Consider the following 16,149-nt stretch of genomic DNA (forward strand, 5'->3'; position numbering starts at 1 on the left):
CTACCGTCGCCGGCCGCGCACCGCCACACTCGCGTCCATCCCGTTATCCAAACCAGGATGCACGCCATGTCCACTCCGACCCGTCTCGACGCCACGTCCCGCGTGGCGCACACCGCGGCCCACCCGGCCGCCCATTCGATGCCCGATCGCCGGCTCGTGCTGCTGCTCGCGGCGGCTGCCGGCCTCGGTGTCGCACCGCTCTACTACGCGCAGCCGATGCTCGGCGCGCTCGGGGCCGATCTCGGCGCGTCGGCGCGCGCGATCGGCTTCGTGCCGACGCTCACGCAGCTCGGCTATGCGCTCGGCATCCTGCTGCTCGCGCCGCTCGGCGACCGCTTCGACCGGCGCCGCGTGATCGTGACCAAGGCCGCCGCGCTGGTCGCCGCACTGCTGCTCGCCGCCGTCGCGCCGTCTCTCGGGCTGCTGCTCGCGGCGAGCTTCGCGATCGGCCTCACCGCGACGATGGCGCAGGACGTCGTGCCGGCCGCCGCGACGCTCGCCCATGACACGCATCGCGGCCGCATCGTCGGCACGGTGATGACGGGGCTGCTGCTCGGCATCCTGCTGTCGCGCGTCGTGGCCGGCTTCGTCGCCGACACGGCCGGCTGGCGCGCGATGTTCGCGCTCGCGGCCGCCAGCGTCGCCGCGATCGGCATCGTCGCCGCGCGCGGGCTGCCGCGCTTCGAACCGACCACGCGCCTACCGTATCGCGCGTTGATCGGCTCGCTCGGCGCGTTGTGGCGCGATCATCCGGCACTGCGCCGCGCCGCGCTCGCGCAGGGGCTGCTGGCCATCGGGTTCAGCGCGTTCTGGTCGACGCTCGCGGTGATGCTGCACGGCGCGCCGTTCCACCTCGGCAGCGCGGCCGCGGGCGCATTCGGCCTCGCGGGTGCCGCCGGCGCGCTGGCTGCACCCATCGCCGGGCGCCTGGCCGACCATCACGGTCCCGAACGCGTCACGCGCATCGGCATCGGCATCGCGATGCTGTCGTTCGCGTCGATGGCCGCCGCGCCGCTGATGCCGCCGCACGCGCAGCTCGTGCTGCTCGCAGTCGCGACGATCGGCTTCGATCTCGGCGTGCAGGCGACGCTGATTGCGCACCAGGCAATCGTCTACCGGATCGATCCCGCGTCGCGCAGCCGCCTCAACGCGGTGCTGTTCGTCGGCATGTTCGTCGGGATGGCAGCCGGTGCCGCGATCGGCAGTTTGTTGCTCGCGCAACTGGGCTGGAATGCGGTGACCGCGCTGGCCGTCGCGACGTCGCTGGCCGCGCTCGCCGCGCGGGTCTGGCGCAACTGAAATTCGACGTCGCTCGGCCGAGGCGGGCAGGCCCACAGGGCTTGCCCGCCTTTTCTTTTATTTTCGACCGGCGCATGCATCATGCTGCGTGGCCTGACAGATTCGCACAGCGCGTAACCCGCATTCGTTCATCCGGCGCAAGGTCCGCACCAGCCTGCGGCATTGTCCAGTTCAACCAATTATTTTTCCGGCGATTGCGCGCATCGACGCACAAACGTCGGACGATTCGGCCGTGCCCCGCCGCTCGGCGCTCCGCCATCCGGCCCTACCGCGCAACCCCGTTTTATCAGGGGATTCCCGGTATTTTTTTGCATTTTCTTCGAAATAACGGGTGACATACTTGCCCCCCGTTGCGCTCCGGTGCGAGCGCGCTTCCAGATCCTGCCGGCCGTACGTCATGCGCTGCGCGCCCGCCGGGGTCACAGAACATGAACAACTTCGACACCACGATCCAGATCTTCCTCACCCACGTGACGCTCGGCCCGCTGATGAATCACGCGGTCCGCGTGATCGCCGGCCTGTACACGTTCAAGGGCTTCGTGCTCATTCCCGTGCTGTGCTGGCTGTGGTTCCAGCCGGGCCCGGACCGCGAGCGGCAACGCGAGCTGGTCATCGCAACGATCGCGAGCGGGCTCATCGCGCTCGCGATCGGCCGGCTGCTTGCGCAGGTGCTGCCGTTCCGCGTGCGGCCGATCTACAACCCCGACCTGCACCTGCACTTCCCGTCGGCCGAACTACGTGCGGCCACGCTGCAGGCGTGGAGTTCGTTTCCGAGCGATCACGCGATGCTCTGGATGGCGATCGCGACCGGCATCTTCATCATCGCGCGCCGCGCCGGCGTGTTCGCGCTGCTGTATTCCGTCGTGTTCATCTGCGTGCCGCGCGCATATCTCGGCTTTCACTACCCGACCGACCTGATCGCGGGCGCCGCGATCGGCATCGCGATCGCATGGCTGCTGACGCGCGACACGGTCCGGTCGCGCTTCGCACCGCAGGTGCTGGGAATGATCCGGCGCTTCCCCGCGCCGGCCTATACGCTCGCGTTCCTGCTGTGCTTCGAGCTGATCACGCAGTTCGACGAACTGCTGACGCTCGCGCAGTCGGCCACGCACACGATGTGACGGGCGGGCGCCGCGATGCTGCCGCTGCTTTCTTTCCGTCGCCCCGGCACGCGCTGCCGGCCGTGCGCGGCGGCAGCACGCCGCGCGACGGCCGCGCAGATCAATCGCGATCGGGCGCGCCGAGCGGAAAGAACGAGCGATACGGCCGCGCCTCGTCGACCGCGCGCGCAAACGACGGCCGCGCAAGCAGACGCTTGCGGTACGCGATCACGTTCGCGAACGACGGATCGATCCGGTGCGTCCAGTCCGCGTAGAACAGGAACGGCGCCGCGCCGCAATCGGCGAGGCTGAAGCGCTCGCCGGCCGCCCATTCACGATCAGCCATCTTCTGGTCCAGCCACGCATACGACGTTTCGAGCATCGCGCGCGCATCGGCGACACCCCGCGCATCGCGCTCGGCTTCCGGCCGCAATGCGTCGTGCACGACCTTCTGCTGCGGCGTGGACACGTAGTTGTCGAAGAAGCGATCCATCATCCGCACCTCGAGCGCCGCGTGCGGATCGTCGGGCAGCAGGCGCACGGGGCCCGGATGGTTCAGGCCGAGATACTCGATGATGATCGACGCCTCGACCACGGTGCGGCCCGCATCGACCAGCACCGGAAAACGCTTCAGCGGCCACAGCGCGGTCAGTTCCTGCATCGGCTTCGGATCGTCGTGCGCGAGCACGCGATACTCGAACGGCGTGCCGTTCTCGTACAGCGCGGTCAGCACTTTCTGGCAGTAGGACGAAAACGGATGGGCGTAAAGCGTCGGCATCATCGTGCGGTCTCTCAGGGTTTCGGCGCTGCGGCATGCGGCGCCACATGATCTCGGATACCTTGACGACGAACGGCGGCCGGCCGTTTCGACATCAGTCCGAAATTTTTTTGCGCGGCCTCGGCGCGCTACGACCGGCCGTCCATCACGATGCGCCCTTCGGCGCGCCAGCGCAGCATCCCGCCGCCGAGATTCGCGACCGCGTCGAAGCCGGCTTTCTGCAGGATCACGTTCGCCTGCGCGGACCGCCCGCCGGCCCGGCACACGGTCACGACCGGCCGGTCGCGCGCGATCTCGCCGGTGCGCGCGGCCAGTTCGCCGAGCGGAATCGGCATCGCGCCGGGCAGGTGGCCGAGCGGGCCCGTGAATTCGTCCGGTTCGCGCACGTCGACGACCTGCACCGCCGGCAGGTGATCCTCGAGCCATTGCGGATCGATTTCCCAGAAGCCGGCGAACGTATAGACGAGCGGCGCCCAGTCGGGCGACGCCTGCGCATCGGGCGCGTTCGCGGCAACGCCGCACTGCAGGTTCGCCGGCACCGCGACGTCGATCTGGCGCGGGTGCGCGAGCCCGAGGTTGCGCATGTAGCCCGCGAAATCGTCTTCGCTGAGATCGCCGCCGAGGCGCGGATTGAAGCGCCGCTCCTCGCCGACGCTCGTCACCGTGAGCCCGCGATAGTCGTGCGCCGGATACAGCAGGCATGCGGCCGGCAGCGTGAAGAGCCGGCCGTGCACCGCGCGATACAGCGCGCGCGGGTCGCCCTGCTGGAAGTCGGTGCGGCCCGTGCCGCGGATCAGCAGGCAGTCGCCGGTGAACGCCATCGATTCGTCGTCGAGCACGAGGCTGATGCAGCCGTTCGTGTGGCCGGGCGTCGCGCGCACGGTCAGGTAGCGCGAGCCGAATGCGCAGCGGTCGCCGTCGTTCAGGTAGCGGTCGGCGCCCTGCGCGCCGCTCGCGGCCGAGATCGCGATCGCGCTACCCGTGCGCTGCTTCAGCAGCCACGCGCCCGTCACGTGATCGGCATGCACGTGCGTGTCGACGGTCGTGACGAGCCGCAATCCGAGCTCGTCGAGCAGCGCGGCGTCGCGGCGCACCTGCTCGAACACCGGATCGATCAGCAGCGCTTCGCGCGACGCGCGGTCGGCGAGCAGATACGTGTATGTCGACGATTGCGGGTCGAAAAGTTGCCGGAAGATCATCACGAAGTCGCTCCGTCGCCTGTTCAGGTTGGTGTTGTGCGGCCCATGTGCCGTACGTCGCCGACGAGTGGCCAAGAGGATGCGAATGCAGCCCCTTCCGTATGCCTGCCGCGCCGCATGATCCGGAAGTTCACGGCTGCGTCCGCTGCGCATCGTCGTCCGGCACCGGCGTCGGCATGATGACATCGACGCCGGGCAATCAGCATCGCACCTGCCGCGTTTCACACATCCATATAGCGTAGATCAAAATGCATGCGCCGCCGGCATCCCATACGCGGCAACCGATTCCGACGACGAATGACGTGCGGCGGGACGATTCGCCGCGCCCGGACGGCGGCGCGCGCTGCCTTACACTACGGCCTGTTCTCGTCCCCGTTCACAGGAATTCCGTCGACATGTCGCTGACGATCGATCCGAAGCAGGCCGCCGCGCTGCTGGCCGTCGCCGACACGGGCAGCTTCGAGCAGGCCGCCGTGCGCCTGCACGTGACCGCGTCCGCCGTCACGCAGCGGGTCCGCGCGCTGGAGGCGAGCCTCGGCACGCCGCTCGTGCTGCGCACGCGGCCGTGCCGCCCGACGGTGGCCGGGCAGCGCGTGCTGCAGCACCTACGCCGCGTCGCACTGCTGCAGGCCGACCTGCAAAGCACGCTCGCGACCGAGCGCGAATCGCCGATCTCCGTGACGATCGCGCTAAATTCCGACAGCCTCGGCACGTGGTTCCTGCCCGCGCTGACGTCCGTGCTCGCTGGCGAGCGAATCCTGTTCGAGCTGATCGTCGAGGATCAGGACCACACGTTCGCGCTGCTCGAAAGCGGGATGGCGGTCGGCTGCGTGACGACCGAGCCGAAGCCGATGCGCGGCTGCGTCGCGACGCCGCTCGGCACGATGCGCTACCGGCTGCTCGCGGCCGCCGCGTTCGCGGTGCGCTGGTTTCCGCGCGGGCTCAACCGCGCGAGCGCGCGCAACGCGCCCGTCGTCGCGTATTCGCGGCGCGACACGCTGCAGTCGTCGTTCCTGAAGGAGAAGTTCGGGTTGCCCGAAGGTGCATACCCGTGCCATTACGTGCCGGGCACCCATTCGCACTTCGCGGCGGTGCGGCACGGGCTCGGCTACGCGATGGTGCCGGAGCCGCTGATCGGCACCGCGCCGCTCGACGCGCAGGGGCTCGTCGATCTCGCGCCCGCGCATCCGACCGACGTCACGCTGTACTGGCACGCATGGACCGTGCAGTCGCCGACGATGGCGTCGCTGTCCGCTCGGGTCGTCGAAGCGGCGCGCCGGTTGCTCGCGCCGCTGCCGAAATGACATGAGCCGGTGACGGGCCCGGCTCGCGGCGATTATGCGCGCCGCTGCGAGAAATACGCGCCGACCGCGTCGACGAACGTATCGATGTCCGCGCGCGACACGTCGCAGTGGGTGGCGAAGCGCGACGCGTACAGCATCTGCGTGAGGATCCCGCGCTCCTTGAGCCACGCCTCGAGCGGCGCGCAATCGGCTTCGGGGAATTGCGCGAACACCATGTTCGTCGCGTGCGACAGCACCTTCACGGATTCGATCCGCGCGAGGCCTGCCGCGAGATGCGCGGCGTTCGCGTGATCGTCCGCGAGCCGCTCGACGTTGTGGTCGAGCGCATACAGGCACGCCGCCGCGAGAATGCCCGACTGCCGCATCCCGCCGCCGAGCACCTTGCGCCAGCGCTGCGCGCGCTCGATCAGCGCCCGGCTGCCGACCAGCACCGAGCCGACCGGTGCGCCGAGCCCTTTCGAGAAGCAGATCGATACGGTATCGAACGGTGCGCACAGCTCGGCGATCGGGCGCCCCGACGCAACGGCAGCGTTGCATACGCGCGCGCCGTCGAGGTGCGTCGACAGCCCGCGGCTGCGCGCGAATGCGACAGCTTCCTGCACATAGCCTTCCGGCAAGACCTGGCCGCCGATCGTGTTCTCGAGCGCGAGCAGACGCGTGCGGGCAAAGTGATTGTCGATCGGCTTGATCGCCGCGGCGATCTTCGCGAGCGGCAGCGTGCCGTCCGGCGCGTTCTCGATCGGCTGCGGCTGGATGCTGCCCAGCACGGCCGCGCCGCCACCTTCGTACTTGTAGGTATGCGCGAGCTGGCCGACGATGTACTCGTCGCCGCGCTCGCAATGGGACATCAGCGCGGCCAGGTTGCTCTGCGTGCCGCTCGGGAAGAACAGGCCGGCTTCCTTGCCGGTCCGCTCGGCCATGGCCGCCTGCAGGCGCAGCACGGTCGGGTCGTCGCCCCATACGTCGTCGCCGACTTCGGCGGCAGTCATCGCGGCCAGCATCGCCTGGCTCGGACGTGTCACGGTATCGCTGCGTAAATCGATCATCTTCGTGCCCTGAGTGAACGCGGACCGGAACCGATGCGCCCGGCCCTGCCGAAACGAGACTCAGAGTGTACGCAATTCGTGCAGCGCGTGCCGACGGTCGAGAACCGATCGCGCACCGGCGGCCACCGGCGCGTGCGTTGCGCACACGTCGGCGCAACCGGTGAACGCACCCGTCAATACCGCGGCGGCGGCGGCTGGACACCCGCCGGCGGCATCGGCGGCGCCGCGCGCGGCGCGCCGCCATGTCCGCCGCCCCCGCCGCCGCTCATCCCACCCGGCACCGGCACGCGGTTGCCCGTCGCATACATGCATTGCAGGTACGCGTAGTCGTAGCGGCGCTGGATGTCGTAGGCCGAGCCCTGCGCGGCGCCCGCGCCGACGACGCTGCCCGCGAGCAGCCCCGCGCCGGCGCCGACGGCCGCACCGGTACCGCCGTTGAACGCGGCGCCGGCCGCCGCACCGAGGGCGGTGCCGACGGCCGCGCTGCCGACCGCGCTCGCGGTCGACGCCTGCCCGGCACTCACGCCGCCCGATTGCCCGAACGCGTACTGGCGGCAGTTTCCATCATCGGCACGGAACTGGTCGAACGACTTGCCGGTGCCGGGCAGCGCCATCACGCTCGGCCCGGTCGGCATGTATGCGCACGCGCCAACGAGGCCGGCCAGCGCCAGCACGACCGGCACGCGCAAAGGTCGAAATGCGGATTTCATCGTCGCGCCTCCGTCACTGCGGCCGCGCCGGCACCGATCGCCAGCCCGACTTGCAGGTCTTCACATACGGGTAGTAGTGTCGCGACGCGTCGCAGTAGTACCAGAGGTCCGCATCGCCATCGTCCTGCGGCTGCCCCTTCTCGACATACTCGGGTGACGGGCCGGGAGCGACAGGCACCACGACGACTGGCGGCGGGTAGTAATACGGCGCGGGCACGACGGGGTAGTAATACGGGTAGCCAGGGCCGATGTAGACCCCGACCCGGGCGGCATGCGCCGCGCCGCCCGTCACGAGCACCACCGCGGCCGCCGCGGCCAGCGCGAGCTTCGATCCATTCACGTCACGTTCTCCGGCAGACCGGTTCGTCGATGCGAACCCGACATCTCGAACGCTACGCCGCGCGCCGTTCGGCATCCATCACGGGTGAACACGCGAATGTTGCGCGGCGTTACCAACGTGACAGACCCCATCTGCCACGCCCCTCCCGCGCGTCGCCCGCATTACGGGCTAACGCGTCGAAACGGATCGGCCGCGCACGGTGGCGCGCCGGTGGTTCCGCGCGGTACGAGCGTGCGGATCGAATCGCTCCGATGACGCGACGCGCCATATTGCCGCACGTGCGTCAGACCGCCACGCCGCAGCCGCGCGCGCCGCGAACGGCGTTCTTGATACGAATCAATGATTTATCCCGAAATCGCGCGCGGCAAGCTGGACATCTGCGACGAGTTGGCGCATTTCGCGGTGCAACATCGCGGCACATACTCCAGCCAACCCCGCCGCCTGTCGGCCGGGGTCCGCCGGCACCCGCCGGCGGGTATCGTCAGCTTCGGTCATCTGGTATGGACACCGCACTTTCGGCCCTCGATCTGGCCCGCCTGCAATTCGCGTTCACCGTCTCCTTTCACATCGTCTTTCCGGCGCTGAGCATCGGCCTCGCCAGCTTCATCGCCGTGCTCGAATATCGCTGGCTCAAGACCGGCAAGCAGTACTACAAGACCCTCTGTCTGTTCTGGTCGAAGATCTTCGCGGTCGCGTTCGGGATGGGCGTCGTCTCCGGCGTCGTGATGAGCTACCAGTTCGGCACCAACTGGTCGGGCTTCTCGAGCTTCGCCGGCGCCGTCACCGGGCCGCTGCTGATGTACGAGGTGATGACCGCGTTCTTCCTCGAGGCCGGCTTCCTCGGCATCATGCTGTTCGGCTGGAACCGCGTGAGCCCGCGCGCACACTTCGGCGCGACGCTGATGGTCGCGATCGGCACGCTGATCTCGACGTTCTGGATCCTCGCGTCGAACAGCTGGATGCAGACGCCGCAGGGCTTCGAGATCGTCGACGGCCGCGTCGTGCCGACCGACTGGTTCGCGATCATCTTCAACCCGTCGTTCCCGTACCGCCTGTTCCACATGGCGATCGCTGCGTTCATCGTCGCCGCGCTGGTCGTGGCCGCGACGGGCGCGTGGCACCTGCTGAAGGGCCGCCGCGACAAGGGCGTGAAGAAGATGTTCTCGATGGCGCTGTGGCTGCTGCTCGTGCTCGCGCCGCTGCAGGCCGTGATCGGCGACCAGCACGGCATCAACACGCTGAAGCACCAGCCCGCGAAGATCGCCGCGATCGAAGGGCTGTGGGAAACTGAGAAGGGCGGCACGCCGCTCAACCTGTTCGGGATTCCGGACATGCAGGCGGAAACGACCCGCTACGCGGTGAAGGTGCCGCACCTCGGCAGCCTGATCCTCACGCACAGCTGGGACGGCGAGATCCGCGGTCTGAAGGAATTCCCGCCCGAGGACCGCCCGAACTCGACCGTCGTGTTCTGGAGCTTCCGGATCATGGTCGGCCTCGGCTTCGCGATGATCGGCCTCGCCGCGCTCGCGTGGTTCCTGCGCCGCCGCGGCCGCCTGTATGAATCGAAGTGGTTCCAGCGCTTCGCGCTCGTGATGGGCCCGACCGGCTTCGTATCGCTGCTCGCGGGCTGGGTGACGACCGAAGCGGGCCGCCAGCCGTGGGTCGTGTATGGCGTGATGCGCACCGCGCAGGCCGTGTCGCCGCTGTCGGTGCAGCAGGTCAGCCTGTCGATGATGACGTTCGTGATCGTGTACTTCCTCGTGTTCGGCACCGGCGTGTACTACATGCTGAAGCTGATGAAGGCCGGCCCCGCGCTGCCCGACGACACGCCCGACACGCGCCCCGATCACACCGCGCGCCGCCCGATGTCGGCCGTCGACGAGCTGATCGAGACCGTCTGAGCCCACCCCATCCGCAAACGAGAAAACCTATGGACGTCACCGTAATCTGGGCCGCGATCATCGCATTGGGGCTCTTCATGTACGTCGTGCTCGACGGCTTCGACCTCGGCATCGGCATCGTCTTCCCGTTCTTTCCGGACGAGAAGGAACGCGACCTGATGATGAACACCGTCGCGCCCGTGTGGGACGGCAACGAGACGTGGCTCGTGCTCGGCGGCGCCGGGCTGTTCGCGGTGTTCCCGATCGTCTATTCGACCGTGCTGTCGGCGCTGTACCTGCCGCTGATCTTCATGCTGGTCTGCCTGATCTTCCGCGGCGTGTCGTTCGAGATCCGCGCGAAGGCGCGACGCACGAAGCAGCTGTGGGATCTTGCGTTCATCGGCGGCTCGGCCGGCGCGACGTTCTTCCAGGGGATCGCGCTCGGCGCGTTCCTGCAGGGCATCAACGTGAAGGACGGCGTGTTCGCGGGCGACGCGTTCGACTGGCTCACCCCGTTCAGCCTGCTGACGGGCCTCGGCCTGATCGTGACCTATGCGCTGCTCGGCTGTTGCTGGCTCGTCGCGAAGACCGAAGGCGACCTGCAGCGCCGGCTGCATCGCGTCGTGTGGCCGCTGACCGTCGTGCTGCTCGGCTTCATCGCCGTCGTCAGCCTGTGGACGCCGCTGCAGGATCCGGCCATCGCGCAGCGCTGGTTCGATACGGGGCTGTTCTGGCGCCTGCTGCCGGTGCCGTTCCTGGTCGCCGGGTGTGCGGTGTGGATGCGTCGCGCGGTGCGCGACCGGCACGACATGACGCCGTTCGCGCTCGCGCTGGCGCTCGTGCTGCTCGGCTATGTCGGCCTGCTCGTCACGCTGTTCCCGTATGCGATTCCGCAGACGATGACGATCTGGGAAGCAGCGGCGCCGCGTTCCAGCCAGACCTTCACGCTGGTCGGCGCAGCGGTTATCCTCCCGATCATCATCGCCTACACGACGATGGGTTATTGGGTATTCCGAGGCAAGGTGCGCCATGAAGACCAGCATTACTACCACCACTGATTCCGCCGATCGCCCGCCCGAGGCACCCCGGCCGCGGATGCGCGGCTGGATGTGGTTCGTCGTGCTGTGGGCGGGCGGCGTGGTCGGCGCCGTCACGCTCGGTTATGCGTTCAAGATCTTCATGAATCTGACGCTGTTTGCGGTGAAGTAAACGAAGCGGCTGCCCGGATCGAACGACGTTCCGGGCGACCGTTTTCTCGTCGCCGGGCGATTTCGCCCGTACGCAACGGCGGACGCCTGCCGGATGCACGACGCCGCGCCTCCTCCCTCTCCCGCCGCTTACCGCCGCTCGCGCAGCGCCGCTTCGATCTTGCGATCGGTCTTGTACTGGCTCAGCGCATACACCGACCAGATCGCGGCCGGCAGCCAGCCGACGATCGTGAGCTGCAGGATCAGGCAGATCACGCCGGCGATCGGGCGGCCGATCGTGAAAAACTGGAACCACGGCAGCAGCAGGGCAAGCAGAAGGCGCATCGGGAATCCTCTGGAGGCGTCGTTGAAAGTTCATGCGCTGCCAATATGGCGGTTGCTCTCCCCATTTCAAGTCCGGCCCTGCATGATCCGGGCGATCGACCGGACGAAAAAAGGCCCTCGCGACATGCGAGGGCCAATCGAATTCGCCGGAGCGCGATCGCGCGACGATCAGAACGTATGGCGCATGCCGATCCGCACGAGCGTCTGCGTGTTGCCCGCTGACGAGATGCCGTTGCCGACGTCGCCGACCGATGCCGTCGCGGCGACGACGTTGCCGTACGGGTCGAGCGTCTTGCCGCTCGCCTTCTGGTAGCCGACGAGACCGTAGAGCGCGGTCCGCTTCGTCAGGTAGTAGTACGACGCCAGATTCAACTGGTGATACTTCGGTGCGGCTTCACCGCCGACCGAACTGCCGCGCGTGAAGTCGTAGCCGGCCGCGACGCGCAGCGCCGGCGACACCTGCCACGACGCCGTGCCGCCGACCGAGTTGTAGGTCGCGTTGCCCCGGAACGTCGAGAACGCACCGGCCCGATACTGAGTGTTGCTGTACGACAGGCCCAGCGTCACCGCGCCGATCTGGTAGGTCGACGCGGCCGCGACGATCTGCATGCTCTTCGACGACGCAAAACCCTCGTTGATCGACGACGCGAACGTGCCGTCGTACGAGCCGGTCCATGCGCCGCCGTTCGCGCCGAATGCGTTGGTCGCATACAGGTAGGCCGCGCCGAACGCGAACGGCCCGTTCACGTACTGGCCGCCGACGCTCCACGTGTTCTGGTTCTTCGCGCTGCCCGCCTGGTTGCCGAAGCCGTACAGCCCGCCGAACGTGAAGCCGCCGAACGACGGGCTCACGTATTTGACAGAATTGTTCTCGCGCGACTGGTTGTCGATGTTGTCGAGATCGCCCGGATGCGCACCCATGCCGGTCAGGAACGAGCCGGGCCCGATCGAGCCGACGAAATCGACGATCGGATCGTACTGGCGGCCCATCGTCAACGTACCGTAGCGCGTGCTCGACAGCCCCATCCATGCCTGGCGGCCGAACATCCGCCCGCCCTGGCCGAGCTGCCCGGTGCCGATGTTGAAGCCGCTCTCGAGCTGGAAGACGGCCGCGAGCCCGTCGCCGAGATCTTCCTTGCCCTTCAGCCCCCAGCGGCTGCCGGACCACGTGCCGCTCGCGAAGCTGTAGCTCGACGCGCCGCGATACGCGACCGGCGAACCGGACGCCCCCTTGCTCGTCGCGACGCGCTGGTTGCTCGTATACCCCAAACCCGCATCGACGATCCCGTAGAGCGTGACGGTGCCTTGCGCATGCGCCGCCGTGCAGACGCCGCCGGCAACGCAAAGCGCAAAAGTGATCTTCTTCATATAGAGGATTCCTATTTAGTAAATCGATACCACCCGAAACGATGCATCCGGTTACCCGGAATGCCGACCTACGCCGAACCGGACAGCCACTGCGCGACCCGTGCGACGAGCAGGTCCGCTTCGTCGAAGTTCTCGACGCCCGCCACCTGCGGTGCGTCGCAAATCGTGAACACCGGCTTGCCCCATTGCAGCCCGAGCGCGACTTCGGACAGCGTGCCGAGGCCGCCGCCGACCGCGATCAGGCACAGCGACGCGCGAGCGATCAGCGCGTTGCGCGTGATGCCGAGCCCGGTGGGCAGCGCGACGCTCAGATACGGATTCGCGTGCTGCGCATCGTCCTCGGGCAGCAGTCCGATCGCGCAGCCGCCTGCCGCATGCGCGCCGCGCGCGGCGGCCTCCATCACGCCCTGCTTGCCGCCGCCGACGATCGCGACGCCCGCCGCCGCGAGCCCGTGCGCGATCCGCTCGGCGATGGCGAGCTGGACGTCCGTCGCATCGCGCGGGCCGATCACGCCGACGGGCATCCGGTGCCGGTCGGCGCCGCGCTGCCGTTGCGCGAGTTGCTCCAGCGCGTCGCGCGCCTGGTTCGACCATTCAATGATGTCGTTGCCGTGCAAGTCCTTCCCCCAATGCAAGAACGCAGGTGCAGAGCGCCGTCAGCACGATCGACAGTACGGCGGCCTGCGAGAAATCGGTCTGTCCGTCGGACAGCTTCAGGTACATCAGCAGCGGCAGGATGTTGATCTGCGTGCCGGCCAGCGCGAGCGCCGTGCCGTACGTGCCGAGCGCGATCGCACTGACGAGGCACCACGCCGACGCGATCGACGGCCACAGCTCGCGCCACGCGACATCGAACCACGCGCGCCACGGCCGCGCGCCGAGCGTCAGCGCCGCCTCGAGCGGCCGCCGGTCGAGATTCGCGAGCGCCGGGTAGAGAATCAGCGCGACGCGCGGGATCAGGTAGTACGCGTAAGCGAAAGCGAGCCCCGGCATCGTGTAGATCGCGCCGCCGACCACGGTCGGATCCGCGCCGAGCGACGCCAGCAGCGTCGTCACGAAACCGGCGCGGCCGAACACGAGGATGAAGCCGTACGCGATCACGAGGCCGGAGAACGCAAGCGGCACGCCGAGCAGCGCGAGCGACCAGCGGCGGCGCGCCGGCGACTGCCGGGCCAGCACGAACGCGACCGGCACGCCGACCGCGACGGACAGCGTGCCGGCGCCGATCGCGAGCGCCAGCGAACGCACGATTGCGTCGGCGACGAGGGGATCGCCGAATACCGCGGAGAACGCACGACCGCCGCCGTCGAACGCGGCGCCGACGAGCGCGGCAAGCGGCAGCGCGAAGCACACCGCGAACAGCCCGGCCGCCGGCACCGCGCCGTAGCGGCGCAGGACACCGCGCTGCATGGAAGAGACCCGCATCGCGCGCCCCTTACTTGCCGAGCGTGGCCTGCGACCAGAGCTGGTCGACCTCGGCCTTGCGCGTCGCGGCCTTCGCGATGTCGAGCGGACGCACCTGCGGCGCGTTCGGCAGCTTCGCGGCAAGCTCCTGCGCAACCGGCGTGCCGGGTACGGCCGGGCGCACGTAGCCCTGCGCGAACAGCGCCTGGCCGACATCGCTCATCACGAGGTTGAGCCACAACTGCGCGGCGGCCGGGTTCGGGCCGTTCTTCACGAGACTCATCGCGTACGGCGCCGATACGCTGCCGTCCTGCGGAATCACGACTTCGGCCGCGTCGCCCATGCCGTCCGTGTACTTGGCCTTGAGCCCGTCGTTCTCGTAGCCGATCAGGATCGGAATCTCGCCCTTGACGAACTTTGCGTACGGCGTCGTCCCCTCGACGCGCAGCACGTTGCCCGCCTGCTTCAGCTTGCCGAAGAAATCCGCGCCCGGCTTCGGGTTGTCGACGCCGCCGCCGTTCGCATAGGCGGCGGCGAACACGGCGACCTGCCCCTGCCCGGTCGAGCGCGGGTCGAGATAGACGACCGCATTGCGATATTCGGGCTTCAGCAGGTCGGACCAGCGCTGCGGCACGTTTTTCACGAGCTTCCGGTTGACGAGCAACGCGATGTTCAGCGAGTGCACGGCGAACCAGCGGCCGTCGGCCGCGCGGAACACCGGCGGCAGCTTGTCGAAATTGACCGGCTTGAACGGCGCGACGACGTCCTTGGCCGTCGCATCGAGCGCCGATGCCGCGAAGTAGTACGCGGTGTCGGCCTGCGGGCGTCGCCGCGACTTGTCGAGCGCGACGACCGTTGCCGCCGAGCCGATGTCGTTGTACGTGATCTCGACCTTCGGGTAGCGCTTGCGGAATTCGGCGAACAGCGATTTCCAGTTCGCCCATTCCGGGCCCGTGTCGAACGACACGACGAGCCCTTCGTCGGCGGCCTTCTCGTACAGCGCGTCCTCGCCGGGATACAGCGGCGCGGCATGGGCCAGCGCCGGCGCGAGGGTCGCGAACGCGCAGAGCGCCAGCAGGCGGCGGCGCGTCGCAAGAAGGAAGTGGCGGCGTGCAGACATCGTGATTCTCCGTTGAATGAATAGGGTCGCCCGCGCTTACGCGGCGGGCAGCACGAGCAGGTGGCGCGGCTCGATCGACACGCAGCGCGCGGGAAGCTCGCGCCCTTCGCCGAGCAGCGCGTCGGTCGCGCCGGCCGGCACGAAGTCGAAGCGCTGCGTCGCGCCGAAATAGCGCACCTCGTCGACCCGGCCGTCGATGCGGTTCGGGACGTATTCGGGCGGATCGGGCTGCAGGTGTTCCGGCCGGACCAGCACGTCGACCGTGTCGCCCGGCCGGTGCGCACCCGTATCCGCGCACAGCGTGGCGAACCGCACGTCGACCGCGCCGTGCGCGAGCACGCGGCCGCGCAGCAGCGTCGAATGGCCGACGAAGCGGGCGACCTGCGCGGTCGCCGGACGCTCGTACAAATCGCGCGGGGTGCCGGCCTGCAGTACGCGTCCGCCGTCGACGATCGCCACGCGATCGGCCATGCTGAGCGCCTCGTCCTGGTCGTGCGTGACGAGCAGCGTCGTCGCGCCGCACGCGCGCTGCAGCGCGCGGATCTCGTCGCGCAGCTGGTGGCGAATGCCGGCATCGAGCGCCGCGAGCGGTTCGTCGAGCAGCAACAGCTTCGGTTCGATCACGAGCGCGCGGGCCAGCGCGACGCGCTGCTGCTGGCCGCCGGACAGCAGCGCCGTACTGCGGTCGGCCTGCGCGGCGAGGCCGACGCGTTCGAGCATCTCGAGCGCGCGGCGCCGGCGTGATGCCGCCGTCATGCCGCGCATCTTCAGGCCATAGCCGACGTTGTCGACGACCGACAGGTTCGGAAACAGCGCGTAATGCTGGAACACCATCCCGATCTCGCGCTGCCACACCGGCACGCCGGCCATGTCGCGGCCGACGATCGCGATGCGTCCGCGGTAGCCGTCGAGCAGCCCGGCGGCGAGGCGCAGCAGCGTCGATTTGCCGGAGCCGCTTCGGCCCATCACGGCGAGCAGTTCGCCCTGGGCCGCGGACAGCGTGACCGCGTCGACGCCGTGACGGGCGCCCGGATACTGAAAGCTGACGTTTTCGAAATCGAGACTCATG

Annotated in this window: 17 protein-coding genes; 6 read left to right on the top strand and 11 right to left on the bottom strand. The window is 68.7% G+C overall.

Features of this window, described 5'->3' with window-relative positions:
• Positions 1 to 66 precede the first annotated feature (66 nt).
• Positions 67 to 1,299, top strand: a complete 1,233-nt coding sequence (locus DM992_RS24855; protein WP_111019053.1) for an MFS transporter — start codon at positions 67 to 69, stop codon at positions 1,297 to 1,299.
• A gap of 428 nt (positions 1,300 to 1,727) precedes the next feature.
• Positions 1,728 to 2,420, top strand: coding sequence for a phosphatase PAP2 family protein (locus tag DM992_RS24860; RefSeq protein ID WP_111019054.1), 693 nt, complete (start codon positions 1,728 to 1,730; stop codon positions 2,418 to 2,420).
• A 100-nt stretch (positions 2,421 to 2,520) separates the two neighbouring features.
• On the opposite strand, the gene DM992_RS24865 is transcribed toward DM992_RS24860, so the two are convergent.
• Together DM992_RS24865 and DM992_RS24870 are read right to left on the bottom strand one after the other, a co-directional pair.
• Entirely contained in the window at positions 2,521 to 3,180 is a 660-nt protein-coding gene (locus DM992_RS24865; RefSeq protein ID WP_111019055.1) for a glutathione S-transferase family protein, read from the bottom strand.
• A gap of 125 nt (positions 3,181 to 3,305) precedes the next feature.
• Entirely contained in the window at positions 3,306 to 4,376 is a 1,071-nt protein-coding gene (locus DM992_RS24870; protein ID WP_111019056.1) for an MBL fold metallo-hydrolase, read from the bottom strand.
• A gap of 395 nt (positions 4,377 to 4,771) precedes the next feature.
• Here DM992_RS24870 and DM992_RS24875 point away from each other — a divergent pair, with 395 nt between their 5' ends.
• The gene (locus tag DM992_RS24875) at positions 4,772 to 5,680 is read left to right on the top strand and encodes an HTH-type transcriptional regulator ArgP (RefSeq protein WP_111019057.1); all 909 of its coding nucleotides are present in this window, start codon (positions 4,772 to 4,774) and stop codon (positions 5,678 to 5,680) included.
• Positions 5,681 to 5,712: 32 nt separating this feature from the next.
• Here DM992_RS24875 and ltaE read toward each other — a convergent pair whose 3' ends face one another.
• The 3 genes from ltaE to DM992_RS24890 form a co-directional block, all read right to left on the bottom strand.
• Entirely contained in the window at positions 5,713 to 6,726 is a 1,014-nt protein-coding gene (gene ltaE / locus DM992_RS24880; RefSeq protein WP_111019058.1) for a low-specificity L-threonine aldolase, read from the bottom strand.
• Between the two features lie 173 nt (positions 6,727 to 6,899).
• On the bottom strand, positions 6,900 to 7,436 hold the full coding sequence (locus DM992_RS24885) for a YMGG-like glycine zipper-containing protein (protein ID WP_111019059.1): 537 nt from the start codon (positions 7,434 to 7,436) through the stop codon (positions 6,900 to 6,902).
• Between the two features lie 13 nt (positions 7,437 to 7,449).
• A complete protein-coding gene (locus DM992_RS24890; RefSeq protein WP_111019060.1) occupies positions 7,450 to 7,776 on the bottom strand; it encodes a hypothetical protein in 327 nt (108 codons plus the stop codon).
• Positions 7,777 to 8,276: 500 nt separating this feature from the next.
• Here DM992_RS24890 and DM992_RS24895 point away from each other — a divergent pair, with 500 nt between their 5' ends.
• From DM992_RS24895 to DM992_RS24905, 3 genes are read left to right on the top strand one after another with little or no spacing between them, the layout of a single operon-like run.
• Positions 8,277 to 9,677, top strand: a complete 1,401-nt coding sequence (locus tag DM992_RS24895; RefSeq protein WP_111019061.1) for a cytochrome ubiquinol oxidase subunit I — start codon at positions 8,277 to 8,279, stop codon at positions 9,675 to 9,677.
• A 29-nt stretch (positions 9,678 to 9,706) separates the two neighbouring features.
• Complete coding sequence (cydB, locus tag DM992_RS24900; protein WP_111019062.1) at positions 9,707 to 10,714, top strand: cytochrome d ubiquinol oxidase subunit II; 1,008 nt, start codon at positions 9,707 to 9,709, stop codon at positions 10,712 to 10,714.
• Positions 10,686 to 10,865 carry a hypothetical protein gene (locus DM992_RS24905; RefSeq protein WP_034181658.1) on the top strand — a complete coding sequence of 60 codons (180 nt, stop codon included), beginning with the start codon at positions 10,686 to 10,688 and terminating at the stop codon, positions 10,863 to 10,865. Before cydB ends, DM992_RS24905 begins: the two co-directional genes overlap by 29 nt.
• Before the next feature lie 128 nt (positions 10,866 to 10,993).
• Here the strand turns inward: DM992_RS24905 and DM992_RS24910 are convergent, their stop codons facing one another.
• From DM992_RS24910 to DM992_RS24935, 6 genes are all read right to left on the bottom strand, one after another.
• The gene (locus DM992_RS24910; RefSeq protein WP_105390536.1) at positions 10,994 to 11,188 is read right to left on the bottom strand and encodes a YqaE/Pmp3 family membrane protein; all 195 of its coding nucleotides are present in this window, start codon (positions 11,186 to 11,188) and stop codon (positions 10,994 to 10,996) included.
• A gap of 168 nt (positions 11,189 to 11,356) precedes the next feature.
• On the bottom strand, positions 11,357 to 12,556 hold the full coding sequence (locus DM992_RS24915) for a porin (RefSeq protein ID WP_111019063.1): 1,200 nt from the start codon (positions 12,554 to 12,556) through the stop codon (positions 11,357 to 11,359).
• 68 nt (positions 12,557 to 12,624) lie between these two features.
• Positions 12,625 to 13,173 (bottom strand): LOG family protein, encoded by a 549-nt coding sequence (locus DM992_RS24920; protein ID WP_162631726.1) that lies wholly within the window; start codon positions 13,171 to 13,173, stop codon positions 12,625 to 12,627.
• Positions 13,151 to 13,981, bottom strand: coding sequence for an ABC transporter permease subunit (locus DM992_RS24925; RefSeq protein ID WP_111019064.1), 831 nt, complete (start codon positions 13,979 to 13,981; stop codon positions 13,151 to 13,153). Before DM992_RS24925 ends, DM992_RS24920 begins: the two co-directional genes overlap by 23 nt.
• Before the next feature lie 10 nt (positions 13,982 to 13,991).
• Positions 13,992 to 15,080 carry an extracellular solute-binding protein gene (locus DM992_RS24930; RefSeq protein WP_111019065.1) on the bottom strand — a complete coding sequence of 363 codons (1,089 nt, stop codon included), beginning with the start codon at positions 15,078 to 15,080 and terminating at the stop codon, positions 13,992 to 13,994.
• A gap of 36 nt (positions 15,081 to 15,116) precedes the next feature.
• Positions 15,117 to 16,148, bottom strand: coding sequence for an ABC transporter ATP-binding protein (locus tag DM992_RS24935; RefSeq protein ID WP_111019066.1), 1,032 nt, complete (start codon positions 16,146 to 16,148; stop codon positions 15,117 to 15,119).
• Position 16,149 lies beyond the last annotated feature (1 nt).

It is taken from the genome of Burkholderia sp. JP2-270, from assembly GCF_003233675.1.
GTDB lineage: Bacteria > Pseudomonadota > Gammaproteobacteria > Burkholderiales > Burkholderiaceae > Burkholderia > Burkholderia pyrrocinia_C.

What these genes read in the sequence shown, in the direction of transcription:
- DM992_RS24905 (WP_034181658.1), top strand. Translation starts at nt 10,686, where the DNA reads ATGAAGACCAGCATTACTACCACCACTGATTCCGCCGATCGCCCGCCC.
- DM992_RS24870 (WP_111019056.1), bottom strand. Translation starts at nt 4,376, where the DNA reads ATGATCTTCCGGCAACTTTTCGACCCGCAATCGTCGACATACACGTAT.
- DM992_RS24915 (WP_111019063.1), bottom strand. Translation starts at nt 12,556, where the DNA reads ATGAAGAAGATCACTTTTGCGCTTTGCGTTGCCGGCGGCGTCTGCACG.
- DM992_RS24895 (WP_111019061.1), top strand. Translation starts at nt 8,277, where the DNA reads ATGGACACCGCACTTTCGGCCCTCGATCTGGCCCGCCTGCAATTCGCG.
- DM992_RS24925 (WP_111019064.1), bottom strand. Translation starts at nt 13,981, where the DNA reads ATGCGGGTCTCTTCCATGCAGCGCGGTGTCCTGCGCCGCTACGGCGCG.
- DM992_RS24875 (WP_111019057.1), top strand. Translation starts at nt 4,772, where the DNA reads ATGTCGCTGACGATCGATCCGAAGCAGGCCGCCGCGCTGCTGGCCGTC.
- DM992_RS24935 (WP_111019066.1), bottom strand. Translation starts at nt 16,148, where the DNA reads ATGAGTCTCGATTTCGAAAACGTCAGCTTTCAGTATCCGGGCGCCCGT.
- DM992_RS24855 (WP_111019053.1), top strand. Translation starts at nt 67, where the DNA reads ATGTCCACTCCGACCCGTCTCGACGCCACGTCCCGCGTGGCGCACACC.
- DM992_RS24860 (WP_111019054.1), top strand. Translation starts at nt 1,728, where the DNA reads ATGAACAACTTCGACACCACGATCCAGATCTTCCTCACCCACGTGACG.
- DM992_RS24885 (WP_111019059.1), bottom strand. Translation starts at nt 7,436, where the DNA reads ATGAAATCCGCATTTCGACCTTTGCGCGTGCCGGTCGTGCTGGCGCTG.
- ltaE (WP_111019058.1), bottom strand. Translation starts at nt 6,726, where the DNA reads ATGATCGATTTACGCAGCGATACCGTGACACGTCCGAGCCAGGCGATG.
- DM992_RS24910 (WP_105390536.1), bottom strand. Translation starts at nt 11,188, where the DNA reads ATGCGCCTTCTGCTTGCCCTGCTGCTGCCGTGGTTCCAGTTTTTCACG.
- DM992_RS24930 (WP_111019065.1), bottom strand. Translation starts at nt 15,080, where the DNA reads ATGTCTGCACGCCGCCACTTCCTTCTTGCGACGCGCCGCCGCCTGCTG.
- cydB (WP_111019062.1), top strand. Translation starts at nt 9,707, where the DNA reads ATGGACGTCACCGTAATCTGGGCCGCGATCATCGCATTGGGGCTCTTC.
- DM992_RS24865 (WP_111019055.1), bottom strand. Translation starts at nt 3,180, where the DNA reads ATGATGCCGACGCTTTACGCCCATCCGTTTTCGTCCTACTGCCAGAAA.